The organism is Nitrosospira briensis, assembly GCF_900115125.1.
Lineage (GTDB): Bacteria > Pseudomonadota > Gammaproteobacteria > Burkholderiales > Nitrosomonadaceae > Nitrosospira > Nitrosospira briensis_A.
Map to the genome: position 1 here is coordinate 1153657 of NZ_FOVJ01000001.1, position 18485 is coordinate 1172141.

The 18485-nt window shown below is 56.4% G+C and carries 15 protein-coding genes; 11 read left to right on the plus strand and 4 right to left on the minus strand.

Annotated features, from left to right (window positions below; genetic code table 11):
- Positions 1–179: 179 nt before the first annotated feature.
- The 9 genes from BMZ14_RS05210 (at position 180) to BMZ14_RS05250 (ending at position 13152) form a co-directional block, all read left to right on the plus strand.
- A complete protein-coding gene (locus BMZ14_RS05210; protein ID WP_074795278.1) occupies positions 180–512 on the plus strand; it encodes a c-type cytochrome in 333 nt (110 codons plus the stop codon).
- 38 nt (positions 513–550) lie between these two features.
- Positions 551–1561: a hypothetical protein gene (locus BMZ14_RS05215; protein WP_074795280.1), complete on the plus strand. Its 1011-nt coding sequence runs from the start codon at positions 551–553 to the stop codon at positions 1559–1561.
- A 15-nt stretch (positions 1562–1576) separates the two neighbouring features.
- On the plus strand, positions 1577–3124 hold the full coding sequence (locus BMZ14_RS05220) for an FAD-binding oxidoreductase (protein ID WP_074795282.1): 1548 nt from the start codon (positions 1577–1579) through the stop codon (positions 3122–3124).
- A gap of 177 nt (positions 3125–3301) precedes the next feature.
- On the plus strand, positions 3302–4420 hold the full coding sequence (locus tag BMZ14_RS05225; protein WP_074795284.1) for an NAD(P)-dependent alcohol dehydrogenase: 1119 nt from the start codon (positions 3302–3304) through the stop codon (positions 4418–4420).
- Positions 4421–4485: 65 nt separating this feature from the next.
- Positions 4486–5154: a dioxygenase family protein gene (locus tag BMZ14_RS05230; RefSeq protein ID WP_083396633.1), complete on the plus strand. Its 669-nt coding sequence runs from the start codon at positions 4486–4488 to the stop codon at positions 5152–5154.
- Between the two features lie 77 nt (positions 5155–5231).
- A complete protein-coding gene (locus BMZ14_RS05235; RefSeq protein WP_074795614.1) occupies positions 5232–6761 on the plus strand; it encodes an aldehyde dehydrogenase family protein in 1530 nt (509 codons plus the stop codon).
- A 215-nt stretch (positions 6762–6976) separates the two neighbouring features.
- Entirely contained in the window at positions 6977–8209 is a 1233-nt protein-coding gene (locus tag BMZ14_RS05240; protein ID WP_083396634.1) for an efflux RND transporter periplasmic adaptor subunit, read from the plus strand.
- Positions 8210–8287: 78 nt separating this feature from the next.
- Positions 8288–11518, plus strand: coding sequence for an efflux RND transporter permease subunit (locus BMZ14_RS05245; RefSeq protein WP_074795286.1), 3231 nt, complete (start codon positions 8288–8290; stop codon positions 11516–11518).
- Complete coding sequence (locus BMZ14_RS05250) at positions 11515–13152, plus strand: efflux transporter outer membrane subunit (protein WP_083396635.1); 1638 nt, start codon at positions 11515–11517, stop codon at positions 13150–13152. The genes BMZ14_RS05245 and BMZ14_RS05250 overlap by 4 nt, the downstream gene beginning before the upstream one ends.
- 28 nt (positions 13153–13180) lie before the next feature.
- Here BMZ14_RS05250 and BMZ14_RS05255 read toward each other — a convergent pair whose 3' ends face one another.
- On the minus strand, positions 13181–13888 hold the full coding sequence (locus tag BMZ14_RS05255) for an SDR family NAD(P)-dependent oxidoreductase (RefSeq protein ID WP_074795288.1): 708 nt from the start codon (positions 13886–13888) through the stop codon (positions 13181–13183).
- Between the two features lie 558 nt (positions 13889–14446).
- On the opposite strand from BMZ14_RS05255, the gene BMZ14_RS05260 reads away from it, so the two are divergent.
- On the plus strand, positions 14447–15379 hold the full coding sequence (locus BMZ14_RS05260; RefSeq protein WP_074795290.1) for a zinc dependent phospholipase C family protein: 933 nt from the start codon (positions 14447–14449) through the stop codon (positions 15377–15379).
- Between the two features lie 2 nt (positions 15380–15381).
- A complete protein-coding gene (locus tag BMZ14_RS05265; RefSeq protein WP_074795292.1) occupies positions 15382–15828 on the plus strand; it encodes a hypothetical protein in 447 nt (148 codons plus the stop codon).
- Positions 15829–15928: 100 nt separating this feature from the next.
- Here BMZ14_RS05265 and nadB read toward each other — a convergent pair whose 3' ends face one another.
- The 3 genes from nadB to BMZ14_RS15040 form a co-directional block, all read right to left on the minus strand.
- The gene (nadB, locus tag BMZ14_RS05270; RefSeq protein WP_083396636.1) at positions 15929–17515 is read right to left on the minus strand and encodes an L-aspartate oxidase; all 1587 of its coding nucleotides are present in this window, start codon (positions 17513–17515) and stop codon (positions 15929–15931) included.
- 198 nt (positions 17516–17713) lie between these two features.
- Positions 17714–17920, minus strand: a complete 207-nt coding sequence (locus BMZ14_RS05275) for a hypothetical protein (RefSeq protein ID WP_074795296.1) — start codon at positions 17918–17920, stop codon at positions 17714–17716.
- The gene (locus tag BMZ14_RS15040) at positions 17917–18285 is read right to left on the minus strand and encodes a hypothetical protein (protein ID WP_177186912.1); all 369 of its coding nucleotides are present in this window, start codon (positions 18283–18285) and stop codon (positions 17917–17919) included. The genes BMZ14_RS05275 and BMZ14_RS15040 overlap by 4 nt, the downstream gene beginning before the upstream one ends.
- Between the last annotated feature and the right edge of the window lie 200 nt (positions 18286–18485).

Consider the following 18485-nt stretch of genomic DNA (forward strand, 5'->3'; position numbering starts at 1 on the left):
TCAACCGGGCCCGTCAATTCCCATTTCTTTAAAAATAGCTCACGAACCATTCTTCACTATGATCACTTATCATATTACTCACATTAGCTAGTAACCGCATCAACTAATGCTAATATTAATAAATGAAGTGGAAATCCCATCGAGTTTTATCATACGTACCTTTCCAGAGGAGAGCAAATATGAGGAAAACCGCGCCAGGCGCCGGGGCGATTGGTTTTATGCTGGTAATAGTAATAGCTATTGCTGCAGCAACCATGACAAAAGCCGCATTCGCGGCTCCTCCTGCTCCCAATGGAGGTTTCGTGTGGAAAGACGGGCCCGAGGTCTATACCAAGGTTTGTGGATACTGCCACGAGCAGGGCGTTGGACCTGTCATTCGTGGCCGCGCGCTTCCTCCCGTTTACATCCGCAACGTGGTTCGAAATGGAAGCCGGGCAATGCCTTCCTTTCGCATCGCCGAAATTGACGACGAGTCACTGACGAAACTGGCCGAATATATCTCGGCAAACTGAAAAAGCTGGCAAGGGGCCGGCAAACGGGAGAGTAGCTCATGGATGTGTATCGACGTAATCTCATGAAAGGCGCGTTGATGGGAAGCACGCTGCTGACGCTGGGCATACCACCGATAACAATGGCCGCCGCTTCGGCAGGCAAACCGGGAAGATTGCGACTGTTGCTTGGAAGCGGGGCGGCTGACGCCGAATTCGCAGCCGGAGCCCGCACTGCCTTTGCCGGGAATGCTCGCCGGACCGCTACAGGGCACGATGCCATAACCGGAACCGCACAGGATGGGCTGCAGGTAATCAAGCTTAAAGATGGCTTGCTGAACGAATACGAAGAAGTCGCCCACTTGCTCGCGACGTTCCGCGATACCCGATGGATCGCAGTGATGGATGATGGCAGCGCTGCCGTCTTCACCGAACTGGTGCGCAACGCGGGCGGCAGTTTGTTATCGTTGGGTTCTCATGCTTCTTCGGGCGACACCTGGGTACGCGGGATGGGAGCGCGCGTACCCACGCTCAGGCACGTTTGGGCTGCCGCATCGCCTTCGCACGCCGCGGGCAGCATCCTGGCCGCGCGGCTCGTCGAAAGCGAGCGCAGCTTTTCGATAGTGGAAAGTTTCTTTTCCACTCAGGGGACAGAAGAGAGGGGCACAGTGAGGGAATCTCCTCCCGGGTTTCTTGCCTGGCGACTCGATGGTGCCGGACCCGGACCCCGGCACGACCCAGCCCATCTTTATTGCGCTGGCGTTTCGCCAGCGGATGGCTGCAAATTGCTGGGGTGGGATGCGGCCCCTGCATGGACCCCGGTCAACCAGGAACCAGGGCTCCAGACAGCAAGCCATGGAAAGCGAAGGAGCGCGCGCGCCAGCGATGAATCGTATGCCGGCGGGTGGATGGAAGCGGTAGGGTATGCAGTAGTTGCAGCCGCCCTTGGCGCGGATGCAGGTTATGATTCCTGCTCTGCACGCGCCCACGTGTACCAGTCAGACGAAGTCAAGCTAGGAGCGCCCTCACCCTATAAGACAGGCGGGTTCACTTCATTCGTAGTAGACATTTAGCCAGGGGAACAAACAATGGCCAGTAAATATATTGCACTGCCCCACGGCGTGTCCGAACAGACTTTCGATGCCGCCATCAGCGCCTTTCGCGGGGTCCTGGGCGAATCGAATGTACTCGTCAGCGCCGAGCAGCTCGCCCCCTACATCAAAACCATGATGCCCGTGCCGGACTCGGACCATGCTCCCTCTGCGGCTCTGATGGCCACAACAGTGGAACAGATCCAGAAGATCGTGGGTATCTGCAACAAATATAAAGTGCCTGTCTGGCCCATCTCGACGGGAAAAAACCTGGGCTACGGCTCCGCTGCACCAGCCGAACGCGGCCAGGTCGTGCTCGACCTCAAACGGATGAATCGTATTCTCGAAGTCGACAAAGAACTGGCTTATGCTTTGGTTGAACCGGGAGTCACCTATAAACAGCTCTACGACCACATTGCCGAACGCAAGCTGGGCTTATGGCTATCCATGCCGGCCCCGTCGGCGATTGCGGGGCCGGTTGGCAATACGCTGGACCGCGGCGTCGGCTATACACCTTATGGGGAACATTTCCTGTTTGCATGCGGCATGGAAGTGGTCTTGGCGAATGGCGAAGTGTTGCGCACCGGGATGGGTTCGATGCCGGGGTCCAATACCTGGCAAGTCTTCAAGTGGGGGTACGGACCCTACCTGGACGGTATTTTTACCCAGTCCAACTATGGCATTGTCACCAAGTTTGGCTTCTGGCTCATGCCCGCTCCCCCGGTTTTCAAGCCTTTTGTCATACAATACCAGGATGAGGAAGATATCGTGGAGATCGTGGAAACGATCCGGCCGTTGCGCATCAACGGCATCATTCCCAACGCGGTCGTCATCGCCCATGCCTTGTACGAAGCGCCGACGAAGGCTCGCCGCAGCGACTACGTGACCGGATCCGGATCGATTTCCGATGAGGCGGTACGTAAAATAACCAATGATCATAACCTGGGAATCTGGAACGTATACGCAGCCCTTTACGGCACTCAGGAACAGGTCGACGTGAACTGGAATATTGTGAGACAGGCGTTTGGCAAGTCCGGCAAGGCGAAGATATTGACCGAGAAGGAATCGGCAGGCGATCCCGCCTTTGCCTACCGCGCCGCACTCATGCGGGGAGACATGACGCTCAAGGAATTTTCCTTGTACAACTGGCGTGGGGGTGGCGGATCAATGTGGTTTGCGCCGGTCTCTCAGGCGCGCGGCGGCGAGACGCTCAAACAGATGTCCCTGACCAAGGAGATTCTCGCCAGGCACGGGCTGGATTATTCCGGAGAATTCATCGTCGGCATGCGCGACATGCATCATGTCGTCGATGTCCTGTACGACAAGACAAACCCGAAACAGGTAAAGGCGGCATACGAATGTTTCGATGAGCTGGTGAGCACCTTTTCTGCGCAGGGCTATGGAATCTATCGCGTAAATACGGCGTTTATGGACAAAGTGGCGGATACCTACGGCCCGGTACAGCGCAAAATCAACAAGACCCTTAAAAAGGCGCTGGATCCGAATGGAATACTTGCTCCGGGTAAATCAGGCATCCGGCTTTAGCTGACTGCATGAGGGTTGGCGAATGAAGTTTGCCGAGCTTCCTTTATCCCGCTGATGCGACTCTCGCTTTCCGGCGATAGTGATCACCGGGGTAACGGAGAACTTCGTAGATGATGCACGTCATACCTGTCGCAAATCTTTTCCAGAAGTAATCGAATACGGATATCGGAGGCCAGGATGAGAGAGGTTACGGCGGCAACGATACGGCAGAAAGGCGGCCCTTTCCAGGTCGAGAGACTGTTCCTGGATGAGCCGCGCCCCGACGAGGTGCTGGTGAGGGTGGTAGCAACCGGCATGTGTCATACCGATATGGTTGCGCGTGACCAGCTCTACGATGTGCCGCTACCGATCGTGCTCGGGCATGAGGGCGCGGGCGTGATCGAAGAGGTGGGCGAAAGTGTAAAAAAGGTCAGGGCAGGAGACCATGTGGTGCTGACCTATATGTGGTGTGGCCACTGCAAGCCCTGCCTGCGCGGAGACTTGACCTATTGCGAGAATTTTTACCCGCTTAATTTTGGCGGAGCGCGGGAAGATGGGAGCACAGCCACCTGCGAAGCAGGCGGAGGAGCCATTCACGACCATTTCTTCGGGCAATCGTCTTTCGGAACCTACGCGCTGGTGCACGAGCGCAATGTCGTCAAGGTGCCGCATGATGCCCCGCTCGAGTTGCTGGGTCCGCTGGGCTGCGGCATCCAGACCGGAGCCGGGGCCGTAATCAATGCACTTAAAGTGACGCCCGGAAGCAGTTTCGCGACGTTTGGCGGTGGCGCGGTTGGACTGAGCGCAGTCATGGCGGCACGCGTGGCGGGGGCTACAACAATCATTGTCTCCGACGTAGTTCCTTCCCGCCTGGAACTCGCGAAGGAACTAGGCGCTACCCATGTCGTGAACAGCCGCCAGACTGATCCTGTAGCGGCGGTGCGTGAAATCACTGATGGGGGCGCGGATTTCACGCTCGAATCGAGCGGCAGGCCCGAGGTTCTGCGCCAGGCGATCGACGCGCTATCGATAGGCGGTACTTGTGGCATCGTAGGCGCCCCTGCCCTGGGCATCGAGGCAAGCTTCGACGTCAATGATGTAATGACCGCCGGCAAGCGCATCATCGGCATTATCGAGGGTGAGAGCAAACCGGATCTCTTCATTCCCGCCCTGGTCGAGCTTTATACGCAGGGACGATTCCCTTTCGACAAGCTGGTAAGATTCTATACGCTCGAACAGATCAACCAGGCGGCTGAAGACAGCGAAAAGGGAGTCACCATCAAGCCCATCATCCGTCTGGCTGCAAGTCAGGCCTGACTTTCTGCAGGTGGACCATCCCATCGGGAGTATGCCGGTTCAATCAATCTCATCAGGGAAATATCATGAAGTTCGATAGTCCAGCGCCCGGGCGCCGCACCATACTTAAAGCATCAGCGGCTCTACTCGCTGCCGGCATGTTGTCACCCGTGAGTTCTGTTCTTGCTGAGATGGCATCAAGGCGAAGGCGGACACAAGAGCAGATTTTGGGCCCGTTTTATCCTGTCATGAGCAGGCCGAACCGTAGCGGCGACCTGACGCGCGTTACGGGCGGCTCGGGACGCGCCAAGGGGCAGCTTCTCATTGTCAGGGGACGCGTGATCGACCCTGACGGAATCCCGGTTATGGGAGCCGACGTCGAAATATGGCAGGCAAATTCGATGGGACGCTATGCTCATCCTGATGACACGAACCCGGCACCGCTCGACCCCAATTTCGAAGGCTTCGGAGCAGTAACCACCGGCGCCGATGGCCGCTATCAGTTCAAAACGATAAAACCGCTGCACTATCCCGCCGAGCCGGGCATGATCCGGCCAGCTCATATCCACTTCGATGTAAAAGGCAAACGGGACGAGTTGATTTCGCAGATGTATTTCGAAGGAGACCCGTATATCCCAAAGGACCGGTTTCTGCAGAGCGCTGTTGATCCGGAAGCGCTGATTATAAAGCTGAGCCAGTCTCCTGAGGAGCCCGGCTTCATGGTAGCGGAATTCGATATCGTATTCCGAGGTTAGTGCCAGGCGAACGGGAACCGGCCTCAACCACTCAACGGCGCCGGCGAACGGAAATTGATACAAAAATGAGGCCTTTCATGGAACAGAACAACAACGGAAAACCTCAACCGCATTATCAGGGATTCGATCAGTTACCTATTAACGGCAAGTGGCGGCATGGGAAGGGGGCAAACGTACTGCGTGACCTCAACCCCTATAATGGCGACGCTCTTGTCGAAATCCCGCATGCTACCCGCGATGACATGGATGAGGCGTATCGGGGGGCGGTTGCGTCCCAGATCGGCTGGGCAGCGGCGCTGCCGGGAGAGCGTGCGACCGTGATGCGCAGGGCGGCACAAGTCATGGAAGCGCGCCATGAAGAGATCGTGAAATGGTTGATCGAGGAAGCGGGCAGTACTCGCATCAAGGCCGCCATGGAATGGGAAACCGTGCATGCTGTGCTGCTGGAGGCCGCTACCCTGCCTTATCTGGTGGAAGGCCGTATCCTCCCGTCCGACATCCCTGGCAAGGAATGCCGCATGTATCGCAAGCCCGTCGGCGTGGTAGCCGTTATCAGCCCCTGGAACTGGCCCATGCAGCTTTCCGTTCGATCCCTGGCTCCCGCGCTGGCTGTGGGTAATGCCGTCGTTCTTAAACCGGCAAGTGACACGCCAGTTACCGGCGGCTTGCTGCTGGCAAAGATTCTGGAAGAAGCGGGCTTGCCGCCCGGCGTTCTCAGTGTAATCATCGGGGCGGGCAGCGAAATAGGAGATGCGTTCGTTACCCACCCGATTCCCCGCGTAATTTCGTTCACCGGTTCGACACCAGTGGGCCGGCACATAGCCAAACTGGCGGTCGAGGGAGCGACGTTGAAGCGACTCGAACTCGAATTGGGCGGTAATAATCCCTTTGTAGTGCTAGAGGACGCGGACCTTGAACGGGCGGTGGAGGCGGCCATATTCGGTAAATTTCTGCATCAGGGCCAGATATGCATGAGCACCAACCGCTTCATTATCGAGGACAGCGTACATGATGCATTTCTTGAGCGCTTTGTCGACCGGGTAAGCAAACTGAAGGTTGGCGATCCGAAAGCGCCAGACACAATGATCGGTCCCGTTATCAATCAGGCTCAATTGAATGGCTTGCGGCGGCGTATCGAGGATGCTGTCTCATCCGGTGCAAGACAGGTGGCCGGCGGGGAAGCGCAGGGCCTTGTTCTGCCTCCTCATGTATTCGCCGACGTAATGAACGGGATGCCCTTGGCGCAAACGGAATCGTTCGGGCCGATCGCGCCCTTCATACGCGCACACGGAGAAGAGGAGGCTCTCAGAATCGCCAATGACACCGAGCTTGGGCTTGCCGCAGCAGTTTTTTCATCCGATGTCGAGCGCGGCCTGCGCTTTGCACAGCAACTCGAAACCGGCATGGTGCACGTCAATGACCAGTCGGTAAATGATCTTCCCTACAATCCGTTTGGTGGCGAGAAGAACTCCGGTATCGGCCGCTTTAACGGCGCGTGGTCCATCGCCGCATTCACCACGGACCAGTGGGTAACCATACAACATGTGCGACGCCATTATCCTTTCGACACGCAAGCGACCAAGGGAGTGGTGTCCGGAGGAGGATAAAAACGTTCTTCAGTCGTAATTTTCTACGAACTTCATCGAAACTTTTCCTTTGTTTTAGCCCTGGGACTATCTAAAAACCTTGGGGGATAGATCCTTTCCGACCCTTCGCCTATTGCATGCGAATAACTACATCAGCCGCTCCTGAGCACTTCCTTATTTTGGATTTTCCAGGTCTGTGCCGACGTGCCTTGCGGGCCTTATGGCTCTCGAACTGCATGCTCCTGACGCTGCTTACCCTTCCGGGTTGCAGTGACCAAACACCGGCCACCTCCCCGCCACCCACGATGGAAGTGACGACGGTGACTGTTTCGCCCAGCGATACGCCAGTCCAACTGGAATTCGTCGCCGAAACCGAAAGCTCCCGGCAAGTCGAAATTCGTGCTCGAGTCGAAGGTTTTCTGGAAAAACGGCTTTACACCGAGGGTGAGTTGGTGAAGGCCGGGCAGAAGATGTACCAGATGGACCAAAAGCCGTTCCAGGCCGCGCTGCAATCCGCGAAAGGCCAACTGGCGCAGCAAGAGGCTGCGCTTGCCGTGGCGGAAGCCACCCTCGCCCGGGTAAGACCGCTCACAGAAAAAAACGCCCTTAGTAAAAAAAACCTGGACGATACCATAGGGATGGTTCAGCAAGCGCAGGCGGCAGTTTTTGCCGCCCAGGGGAAAGTAACAAGCGCAGAGCTGAACCTGAGTTACACCACTCTCTATTCTCCGCTTACCGGGTTATCCAGTTTCAGTAAAAAGCATGAAGGCAGCTATTTGAGCGCGGGGGCCGACGGCTTGTTGACTTATGTCGCACAGCTCGATCCTATCTGGGTCAATTTCAGCGTCTCGGAAAACCAGATGCTGAAGTATCGCGGGGAAATCGAACACGGGCTGCTCAGGTTTCCCTCACGCAATCTTTTCGAAGTAGCAATCACGCTCGCAGACGGATCGGTATATCCGCATCTTGGGCGGATCAATTTTAGCGAGCCATCCTTTTCCCAGGAAACCGGCACCTTCCTTGTGCGCACGCTATTCGCAAATCCTGAGGGGGACTTGCGGCCCGGCCAGTTCGTCCGCGTTCAACTTCGGGGCGCGATGCGTCCAAACAGCATTCTCCTGCCGCAGCGCGCCGTATTGCAGGGAGCAAAGGGGCACTATGTCTGGGTCGTGGACGGAGAAGGCAAGGCCGCTCGCCGGGAAGTCGAAATAGGCGACTGGCAGGGCGAAGGCTGGTTCATCAACCACGGCCTGCTGCCTGGGGAACGGGTGGTCGTGGATGGCGCGATTCGGCTTTCCCCCGGCGCTATCCTCAAAGTCGTCAATGCATCCGCCCCGATGAGCGCCGCAACGGCAGTTTTATCGGGCCCCACTGCCGGCGCCGGAGAGGGTGATACGCCGCGTTCTACCGTCGAGAATACGGTCGCACCGCCGCCGGGGCCGCCGGGTTCAACCTCGATGGGGCAATAGGCCGCCCATGTGCCCATTCGGACGAGAAACAAATCCGGCTAAAATGATTCGGCAAGCCTTGGACAGATTCCCGTCTCGATGAAAATTTCCCATTTCTGCATAGACCGGCCAGTGTTCGCGTCAGTACTCTCCATCGTGATTACGTTGGCAGGAGGGGTGGCACTCTACAATTTGCCTATCGCGCAGTATCCCGAGATCGCGCCGGTGGAGATCTCGGTTACCGCAACATATCCAGGCGCATCCGCTGAAGTCGCCGCACAAAATGTCGCCTCCCCTATCGAACAGCAGGTAAATGGCGCCGATAAGCTCATGTATATGTCCTCCGCCAGTTCATCCACTGGCGTCATGACGCTCTCGGTTTATTTCGACATCGATGCCAATCCGTCGCTGGCGCAGGTAGAGGTACAGAACCGCGTAAATCTCGCGCTGCCGCTATTGCCCGCCTCCGTACAGGCGCAAGGCGTCGCGGTTAAGAAGCAGTCGGCGGCCATGATGATGGTCGTCTCGATCTATTCGCCGGACGATCGCTACCAACCTGTCTATGTTTCCAACTACGCCAGCATTTTCATACTTGACGCCATCAAGCGCATCCCCGGAGCCGGTCAGGCGACGATCATGGGCACCCCCGACTATGCGATGCGCGTCTGGCTGAAACCGGACCGAATGGCGACGCTGGGAGTCACCGCGCGCGATGTCCAGTTGGCGGTCGCGCAGCAGAATGAGCAGTATGCGGTGGGCAGCATCGGCCAGTCGCCTACGGATCGCCCTGTCGAGCAGTCCTTCTCCATTACCACCAAAAGCCGGCTGACCACCCCGGAAGAGTTCGATAACATCATTATTCGCGCGGCCAGCGAGGGCGCGGCGATCGTTCGCCTCAAGGACGTGGGTTACACCGAACTCGGGCAGAGAAATTATTCCCTCAGAACTACCCGGCAGGGCAAGCCCGCGACCGTGCTTGTCGTCTACCAACAGCCGGGCGCCAACGCGCTCGATGTCGCCAGAGGCGTGCGGGAGACCCTCGAGGAAATGAAAAAAACATTTCCTCCAGGCATCGAGTATGAAATCACCATGGATACCACGGAGTTTACCCGCGCTTCCATCCAATCCGTGATTTATACTTTCTTCGAGGCACTGGCGCTGGTCGTCGCGGTCGTGTTCCTGTTTCTGCAGAATCTTCGTGCCACCCTCATCCCGATCATCGCGGTCCCGATATCCGTCATTGGCGCGGCCAGCGGCATGATCGCACTGGGTTTCTCGCTCAATATGCTCACCATGTTCGGCATGATTCTTACCATTGGCATAGTCGTGGACGACGCCATCGTGGTGGTCGAGGCAGTGGAACATAACATGTCAAGGTTCGGCCTCTCGGCCCGCGATGCGGCGAAGAAATCGATGGATGAGGTGGGCGGCGCGTTGATTGCGATCGTGCTGGTACTATGCGCGGTGTTTATCCCGGTCGCATTTATTCCAGGCGTCACGGGACAGCTGTACAAGCAGTTCGCCATCACGATTGCAATTTCAGTCGCGATATCCGGCGTGGTGGCACTGACACTCTCCCCCGCATTGGCGGCGCTTCTTCTCAAGCCCCCAGCTGGTGAGAAGCGCGGTTTTTTCAAATGGTTCGATGACTGGTTTGCCCGCATGACCGAGGGGTATATACGCAGCGTGCAGCTGGTCATCAAGCGCTTTTCCGTAGCGCTTATGCTGTTTATCGGCATGATCGCGCTTTCCTTCATTTTGTTAAAGCAGGTTCCCGGCTCATTTCTTCCGCCCGAGGACCAGGGCGTCGTGCTGGGTGCCGTGCTCATGCCGGACGCATCAGGACTGGATCGCACCGCCGCGGTAAGCCGTCACGCTACCGACTATTTCATGAGCCATCCCGCCGCAAGATCGATCGTAGTACTGGATGGATTCAGCCTGCTGGATGGCCAGATGAAGAGCAACGCCGCCACTTTTTTCGTCGGGCTCAAGGACTTCGAGGAGCGTTACGCTGGCGACAATGCTGAAACCCAGAGCGTACCCGCTCTAATGAGAGACGCCGCGGCGAAGTTCGCCAACATCGCCGAAGGTGTCATTCTGCCTATCAATCCGCCGTCTATTCCGGGGCTGGGCACGACGGGCGGGATGGAGCTTTATATCCAGAGCAAGGGCGACAACGACAGCCAGCAGATTGCGCAGGTGATAGAGGAATATTTGGCGCAGGCCAGGACACGACCCGAACTGACCAACATCACCTCAACTTACAACGCCGCTGCGCAGGTACTCCGGCTTGACGTAGATCGGGCGAAGGCCGAGACGCTGGGCATTGCGGTGGAGGATGTATACAGCACCATGCAGACAATGTTTGGCTCCTCGTTCGTGTCGCAATTCGCCAAGTTCAGCCGCCTCTTCCAGGTGATCATCCAGGGTGAACCGGCTTCCCGCCTGACTCCCAAGGATATAGATTATCTCTATGTCCGCAGCCGGACGGGGAGCATGGTTCCCATCAACGCGGTGGCGACTACCCATTTCGACAGGGGACCGGATGTGGTAACGCGTTTCAACAACTTCACCGCGGTAAAAGTGACAGCGGAGGCTGCAGCGGGATTCAGTTCGGGTGAAGCTATCAACGCTATGGAAGAAATAGCGGCGCAAATTCTGCCCAGCGATTATGGCATTGCATGGAGCGGACAGACTTTCGAGGAAAAAAAAGCCGGTGGTTCCTCAATGCTTGTACTGGTGTTTGGCCTCATCATGGTGTTCCTCATCCTCGCTGGGCAATACGAGAAATGGTCGCTGCCCCTGGGTGTGCTGTCCGCCGTTCCGTTCGCGCTGTTTGGCGCATTGCTTGCAATCTTTGTGCGTGGCTTGAGTAATGACGTTTATTTCCAGATCGGCCTGACAATGCTGATTGCCCTTGCAGCCAAGAACGCGATCCTGATCTTCGAATACGCAGTGTCAAACCGGGCGTCCGGGCAATCAATCTATGACGCTGCCATTAATGCCGCCCGTGACCGGCTGCGTCCTATCATCATGACCTCTCTTGCCTTTACGCTGGGGTGCGTGCCATTGGCGATCGCAACCGGCGTTTCCGCCAACAGCAAGATTTCGATCGGTACCGGCGTTGTCGGTGGCATGATCGGGGCAACCGTCATTGCGATATTTTTCATCCCGATGTTCTACTGGGCCATAGAAATGCTTTTGCAGAAAATGAGCGGCAAGGGAAAAACCCTCGCAGAGGATAAGCCGGCAGGCACTGCAAAAATGGAAGGGGGAGACACCGAAGGCGCAAATCCTGCGCCGGCTCTGACAAAAGGGCCACCCGAATGAGCGGGACAACGGCCCGAAGGCAGCTCGACAGCCGAGACTTCCCTGCTTCCTGTTCGCTGATCTTCTTCCTGACGCTCACGCTTGGCGGGTGCATGGTGGGGCCCGATTACCGCCAGCCCCAGGTAGAGGTGATGAACAAATACCGCTTTGACCACGAGACCTCCCTGGAAATCGCCGGCAATATGTGGTGGGAACAATTCAGGGATCCCGCGATGAACGAGCTGATCAGGGTGGCATTGGACGAAAACAAGGATATACGCATTGCCGCTGCCCGCATCGAGGAATTCCAGGGCCGTTTCGGGGCGACACGCTCCGAACTGTTTCCACAGCTGAACAGTGATGCCGGCGCAGAACGGTTGCGCTCACCGTTCGCAGTGCCTCTTCCTTCGCAATCCGGGACCGATGCTTTTCGTAACATTTACCAGATATCGATAAATGCGAACTGGGAGCTCGACATCTGGGGCCGCATCCGGAGATTGACCGAAGCTGCCCGCGCCCAGCTTTTCGCTTCCGAAGCAGGCCGTCGCGCGACGATACTGACGCTGGTTACCTCTGTCGCGTCCTCGTACATCAACCTGCTTATTCTCGATCGCCAGCTTGAAATTGCCTTGGCGACGGCGGCAAGTCGCGCGGAAACGGTCAAGGTGTTCGAGCTGCGCTATGAAGGAGGCATTATTTCCCAGCTTGAGCTCGCGCAGATGCAATCGCAATTCGAGATCGCGGCAGCTGCCATCCCGCCACTGGAGGCCAGCATAGGCCAGCAGGAAAACGCCATTTCCGTACTCCTTGGACGCAATCCGGGCCCCATCCGGCGTGGCCGTGAGCTCGCGCAACTCCAGCTTCCACGCGTCTCCGCCGGGCTGCCGGCAGAGCTGCTGACGCGGCGCCCTGACATCAGCGAGGCGGAACAGAATATCGTTGCGGCAAACGCCCAGATTGGTGCGGCCCGCGCCCTCTACTTCCCCAAGATTTCGCTGACAGGCATGTTGGGCGTCGCGAGCACGCAACTTTCCAATATGTTCATAGGGCCGGCGCACATGGCCGCTTTTGGCGTGCTGACTTCTGTGCCAATATTCACCGCTGGAGGCATCGCCGGGCAGGTAAAGCAGGCCGAGGCACGCCGTGAACAGGCATTGTTCAACTATCAGCGAGTGATCCTGATTGCCCTCAGGGAGGTTGAAGACGCCTTGGTTGCACTGCAAAAAACACGCGAACAACTTAATGCCGTCAACCGCCGCGTCGCCGCGTCGCGTACCTATCTGGAAATGGCGCAACTGCGGTACGAGGAAGGGTATATCAGCTTTATTGAAGTACTGGATGCCCAGCGAACCTTGTTTGAAGCCGAGACCACCCAGGCTGACGTTCAGGGCAGGATTTTCAATTCCCTCGTCAACCTCTACAAAGCTTTGGGTGGAGGATGGGTGGTGGAGGCGGAGGATATGGCGTTGGGCGAAGCACGGCGCATTCCGACTAGCGAACCGTCCTCCGGCAGCCGTCGGGATGAGGCTAGCGTTACGCCTCCAAGGCCTTTATCCAGGCCCTTATCCAGGCCTATATCCACGCCCTCGGCAACACCCGACGTAGAACCTGGAACGGCATTTCCCCCTATTCCTCCAGGAACCCCTGCAAAATGAAAAAAGAAATAGGGGTTATTGGTGCGGACTACCAGTTCTCGCCGAAGGGACGTGCCTCGACCTCGAAACTCCACGCCCGCCGGTCCTGATGCGTCAGGAACCAGGCTGTCTCAGCGACTCCTGCAGGATCCACGAAGAAGTTGTCCTCCTTGTCAGGCATTGTCTGCCGCGTTTTGGGGAGGTCAACCACACCGTCCACTATTAGCAACCCAACATGGATTCCCGCCGGCCAAAGCGTGCGAGCCATCGACTCAGCCAGACTGCGCTGCGCGGCCTTTGCCGGCGCGAACGCCGCCGTCCTCTTTCCACCCCGCAGCGATGCCGTCGCTCCAGTAAAGAGGATGGTGCCCGAACCCCGTGCTTTCATAGCAGGAATGACAGCCTGGGAGCAGATCAGTGAACCATAGGCGTTGATACGCCATGCTGCCTCGAACTCGGCAGCCGTGATCTCCTCGACCGATTTGAACACGCCGGAGCCCGCGTTGAAGAGAAGGACCTCCACAGCGCCAAGATCTGCCGCGATCATGTTGAAAACCCTGCCAATGGACGCGGGATCGCTCACGTCGCACGCATAGGCGCAGGCGCCATCGATCTGCTCGGCAAGTCCGGCGACCTTTGCGCCATCGCGCGCAAGCAGCGCAACGGCGTACCCGCCGTCAGCGAAGCGCCTAGCCAACGCGGCACCGTTGCCAGGTCCCGCTCCAGCCACGACAGCTACGGGTTTGCGTTCCTTCATCCCAACCTCCTTCCTCGATCAATGTCAAAACTGGCGCGACGGGCATGACAGTCCTCGTCGCGGCGCCCTGCTGCCCGAACACATGACTCCATCACTGGGCAAGTTCGAAAGCTTGGAGCGAACATTAAAGAACGTCCATAAGATTAGTGCAATGCCTTTCATTTCGTGTTGCTCTAAATGTAATTCAGGGGTCTATTCATCTCCCTTTTGTGTTCAGTGCGGATGGTCATGTCTGGTTCTCGCCGATCATCGCCCGTTCTGGAGAGGAGTTGATCCGTGCACACGTAGAATCCGGGTAGGGGTAAATCAGTTTCTCGAAATAACTGAACATTTACACCATCGAAAAGCATTTTGACCGCGCCCTAATTACCAACATTACAGCTTTTCTGATTGACCTTGGGCCGGGGCCTGACTATATTAAAAAACGGCTACGATGCGGTGGGCATGGAACAAAATATATGATAGCAACGATTCTCCAATCCAGTACCGATCGGCGCCGCATCAGCCAGTCAGGCAGCTAAACGGGGTGATCGGTAACGCGAAACTGAGGGAGTACCTATGTCCGGAGCCTACGCACATCTCACTATGGTAAATCTGGCCAAAGAACCGGCCCGGCTAGAAAAACAAGGGTTTACGCCCGAGGCAATCATTTCAGTGCTGGATTATTTCCGGTTTTGCGAGCTTGGCGCTGTCAGCCCGGATTATCCTTATCTCGATATCGCTCATCCCAATGCTTGTCACTGGGCGGACCGAATGCACTATCAGAAAACCGGCGACATGGTTAAAGCTGGAATCGAACTAATCAGAAAGCTGGACGGCGTGCCGCAGCGGAAAGCGTTTGCGTGGCTACTGGGATATACCAGCCACGTCGTCACTGATACGACGATTCATCCTGTTGTCGAACTAAAGGTGGGCGAGTACCAGAAGAACAAGGACAAGCACCGTATTTGCGAGATGCATCAGGACGCCTATATCTTCCAGCGATTAAACCTTGGTGAAATAGGTTTGGCAGAGCACCTCGACTCCGGAATCTGGGGTTGTTGCGATAAACCGGACAGTGGAAAGCTGGACCCGGTCATTACAAGCACGTGGCAGAGCATGCTTGAAACTTGTTATGCAAGCGCTTACCAAACCGATCCTCCAGTAATCGATAACTGGCACGGTTCATTCAAGTTTGTCGTCGATAAAGCGGAAGAAGGCAACGCACTTCCTCCCTTCGCGCGGCATGTCGCAGTAAACATCGGCTTGACGTATCCGGCTGTTGCCAATCTCGATACTCAGTACCTGGAGGAGTTGGCGACGCCACTGGGTGCAATGAGTTACGACCAGATATTCGATCGCGCAATGCAAAACGTCCTGATCGCCTGGTCGTACATCGCCGATGCGGTCTTCAAAAACAACGACATCTACCGGACAGCAGCAGTAGACTGGAATCTGGACACCGGGAGAGACGCCACGGGCAGCTACGTTTACTGGAAAGACAAGGCTTGATTATGGTCAGGACAAACGGCGGTGTTGGCATTACCCTCATTACCTTATCGATCGTCATTTCTTCCCTTTCGTTAGCAAGCTGCACCCACGGCTCGAGGCCGCCCAATAGCGAGGAAATGTATATAAAAGCCTCTGCCCTCACCAAACTATCGGCTGCGGTGGAATCCACCGTCCGTTACAAAAACCCGCCACTCGAGCTCAGCGAAAGCGAATTACTGACGCTCGCCACGAGGCATGATCCAGTACTGCTGGAAAACTTCAAAGACTATAAGGTCAGGGTGCTGCGCCAGGAACGGCACTCGGTTGTACTCGTTTGCGATGCATCAGGCAGTCGCGCCTTATTGGAAGATGCCGGATGTTCAGGCCGGATGGATCGCGAACGCTGGATGGGGAAGCCGGAATCCTGCGAGTTTTCAATTGATGCGAAAGAGGTATGCGGGGGAGACTGAATGATTCTTTTTCACGTTGAGCAGTTTAATTGAAACGCGAGACAGATTTCGGAGGATGAGCGCCACGAATTGCAGTCGATTCTTTCTGTTCTCCCCGATTCTACCGTCTTAATACCGTATCCCTCGCCTCCGGCAACAGTTCCGGATAATCGCGGCTGTAGTGCAGTCCCCGACTTTCGTGGCGCAACATCGCGCTTTGCACGATAAGGTCGGCGCTATCGACCAGATTGCGCAGCTCCAGCAGATCGCTCGTGACCCGGAAGTTAGCGTAATACTCATTGATTTCTTCATGCAGCAGTTCGATGCGGTGCTGTGCCCGTTGCAATCGCTTGCTCGTTCTGACTATGCCGACGTAGCTCCACATGAAACGCCGGAGCTCGTCCCAGTTATGCGATATGACGATTTCCTCGTCGGCGTTGGTTACGCGGCTTTCGTCCCACTGCGGTAATTCGATGGCCGGCTCGGGCGGTTGCTCGATGATATCCCTGGCCGCGGCCTGTCCGAACACCAGGCATTCCAGCAGCGAATTGCTTGCCAACCGATTAGCGCCGTGCAGGCCGGTATGGGCGGTCTCGCCGATTGCATAAAGATTGTCCAGGTCAGTCTTGCCATTCCAGCCGGTCACCACGCCGCCGCAGGTGTAGTGCGCAGCAGGCACGACAGGTATGGGCTCTTTGGTTATATCAATGCCGAATTCCAGGCAGCGCTTGTATATATTGGGGAAATGCTCCTTCAGGAAGTTGGCGGGTTTGTGAGAGATATCGAGATAAACGCAATCGAGCCCGCGTTTTTTCATCTCGAAGTCGATCGCACGGGCAACGATGTCGCGGGGCGCCAGTTCCGCACGCCCGTCATGCTCAGGCATGAAACGCGTACCATCGGGAAGTTTCAGCAAACCGCCTTCCCCCCGCACTGCCTCGCTGATAAGAAACGATTTGGCATGGGGATGATACAGGCAGGTTGGATGGAACTGGACAAATTCCATGTTGGCTATGCGGCACCCCGCGCGCCATCCCATTGCGATGCCATCGCCTGTGGCGGTATCGGGATTCGTGGTGTAGAGATAAACCTTGCCGGCACCGCCCGTCGCCAGTACCGTGTTGTGCGAACCGACGGTGTAGACTTTTCCCGTCACCCCGTTCAGCACATAAGCGCCATAACAGCGATTTTCGTTTTCATCTGCACGGCCCAGTTTGGCGCTGGTAATGAGATCGATCGCGATATGATGCTCAAGCACCGTGATATTCGGATGTGCGCGCGCCTTTTCGTTCAGTGTCAGTTGCACCGCGTATCCTGTCGCATCAGCAGCATGGATAACCCGCCGCACGCTGTGGCCGCCCTCCTGCGTCAAATGATAACCCGTTCCGTTATCATGATCGCGTGTAAAGGGCACTCCTTGTCCGATAAGCCATTGGATAGCAAGCGGGCCATTTTCCACAACGTATCGGGTAACTTCTTCATTGCATAACCCTGCACCCGCTATGAGAGTGTCGCGGATATGCGCGTCGGGAGAATCTTCCTCCGACAATGTTGCGGCGATGCCGCCCTGGGCCCATCCGCTGGCGCCATCCAGTAACGCCCGCTTGGTGATGAGACCTACCTTATTGGTTTGAGCCAGATTAAGCGCAAGGGTGAGGCCAGCCAGACCGCTGCCTATGATCAGGGTATCAAAATCGAGCTGTGGCACTTGATTGTCATTATTTTGGTTTTCTGTGGAATAGAGAATGATAACAGACCCGGGCGCTGGCTTTATACCTGCCTCGTGCTTCTATTTCGCAGTGGCAGGATAGGTGGAGCCCAGCGTTAATCCTTCAGGACTTCACAACTTATAATGGCATAAGAACCAGTTGTCGCAGGTTAAGCAAGAGGATTCGTAGGAATGAGATCAGCCGATGACGGAATCAGGCGCTATCCCCCGGTCGCTGGCGTAGTTCTTCCCTTTGCGGAAGTGAGCTGCGAGCAAATCCGGTAAAAGAAGTACGCAGGTGGTTTCTCTTTTGAACAGCAAGCGTATGTCTGTTAGCGTACAGAATTCGCCAGGGCATAAGCGCATGGTAACAGTTGCATTTTGCCACACGGCAAAATCGATCATGACTTCTCAAAAAGGAGGTTCCCGTGTTTATGTTTACTACCGATGACAAAAGCATGCAAGCTTGCATTGCTGCATGCAGCCATTGCCACCAGACCTGCTTGCAGACCGCCATGAACCATTGCCTGGAATCGGGTGGCAAGCACGTCGAGGCGGAACATTTCCGTCTTATGATGAACTGTGCAGAAATATGTCAGACGTCGCTGCATTTCATGCTGAGCGGCTCCCAGTTCAGTAATCAGACATGTACAATCTGCGCCGAGATTTGTGACGCTTGTGCCGAGAGCTGCGAGCAGCTTGAAGGTATGGAAGAATGCGCCACGGCGTGCCGTGAGTGTGCAGAAAGTTGCCGGGCGATGTCGGGCCACTGATTTCCCGGGAAATCCAGGAAACGTCTCCGCAAAGTTGGTTGTCGAAGTCAGCTGTTTTCCAGTGCCGCGCGGACCGTTTTTTGCGCTGCGCTGCATTGAGAAAAACCTGAACTCGGGAGAATAATCGGATTCGCTGGCGCTTAAATTCCTCTGCGGCCCCCGTTAGTCCGCGGGTCACCGTTGATCGCGTCATCAAA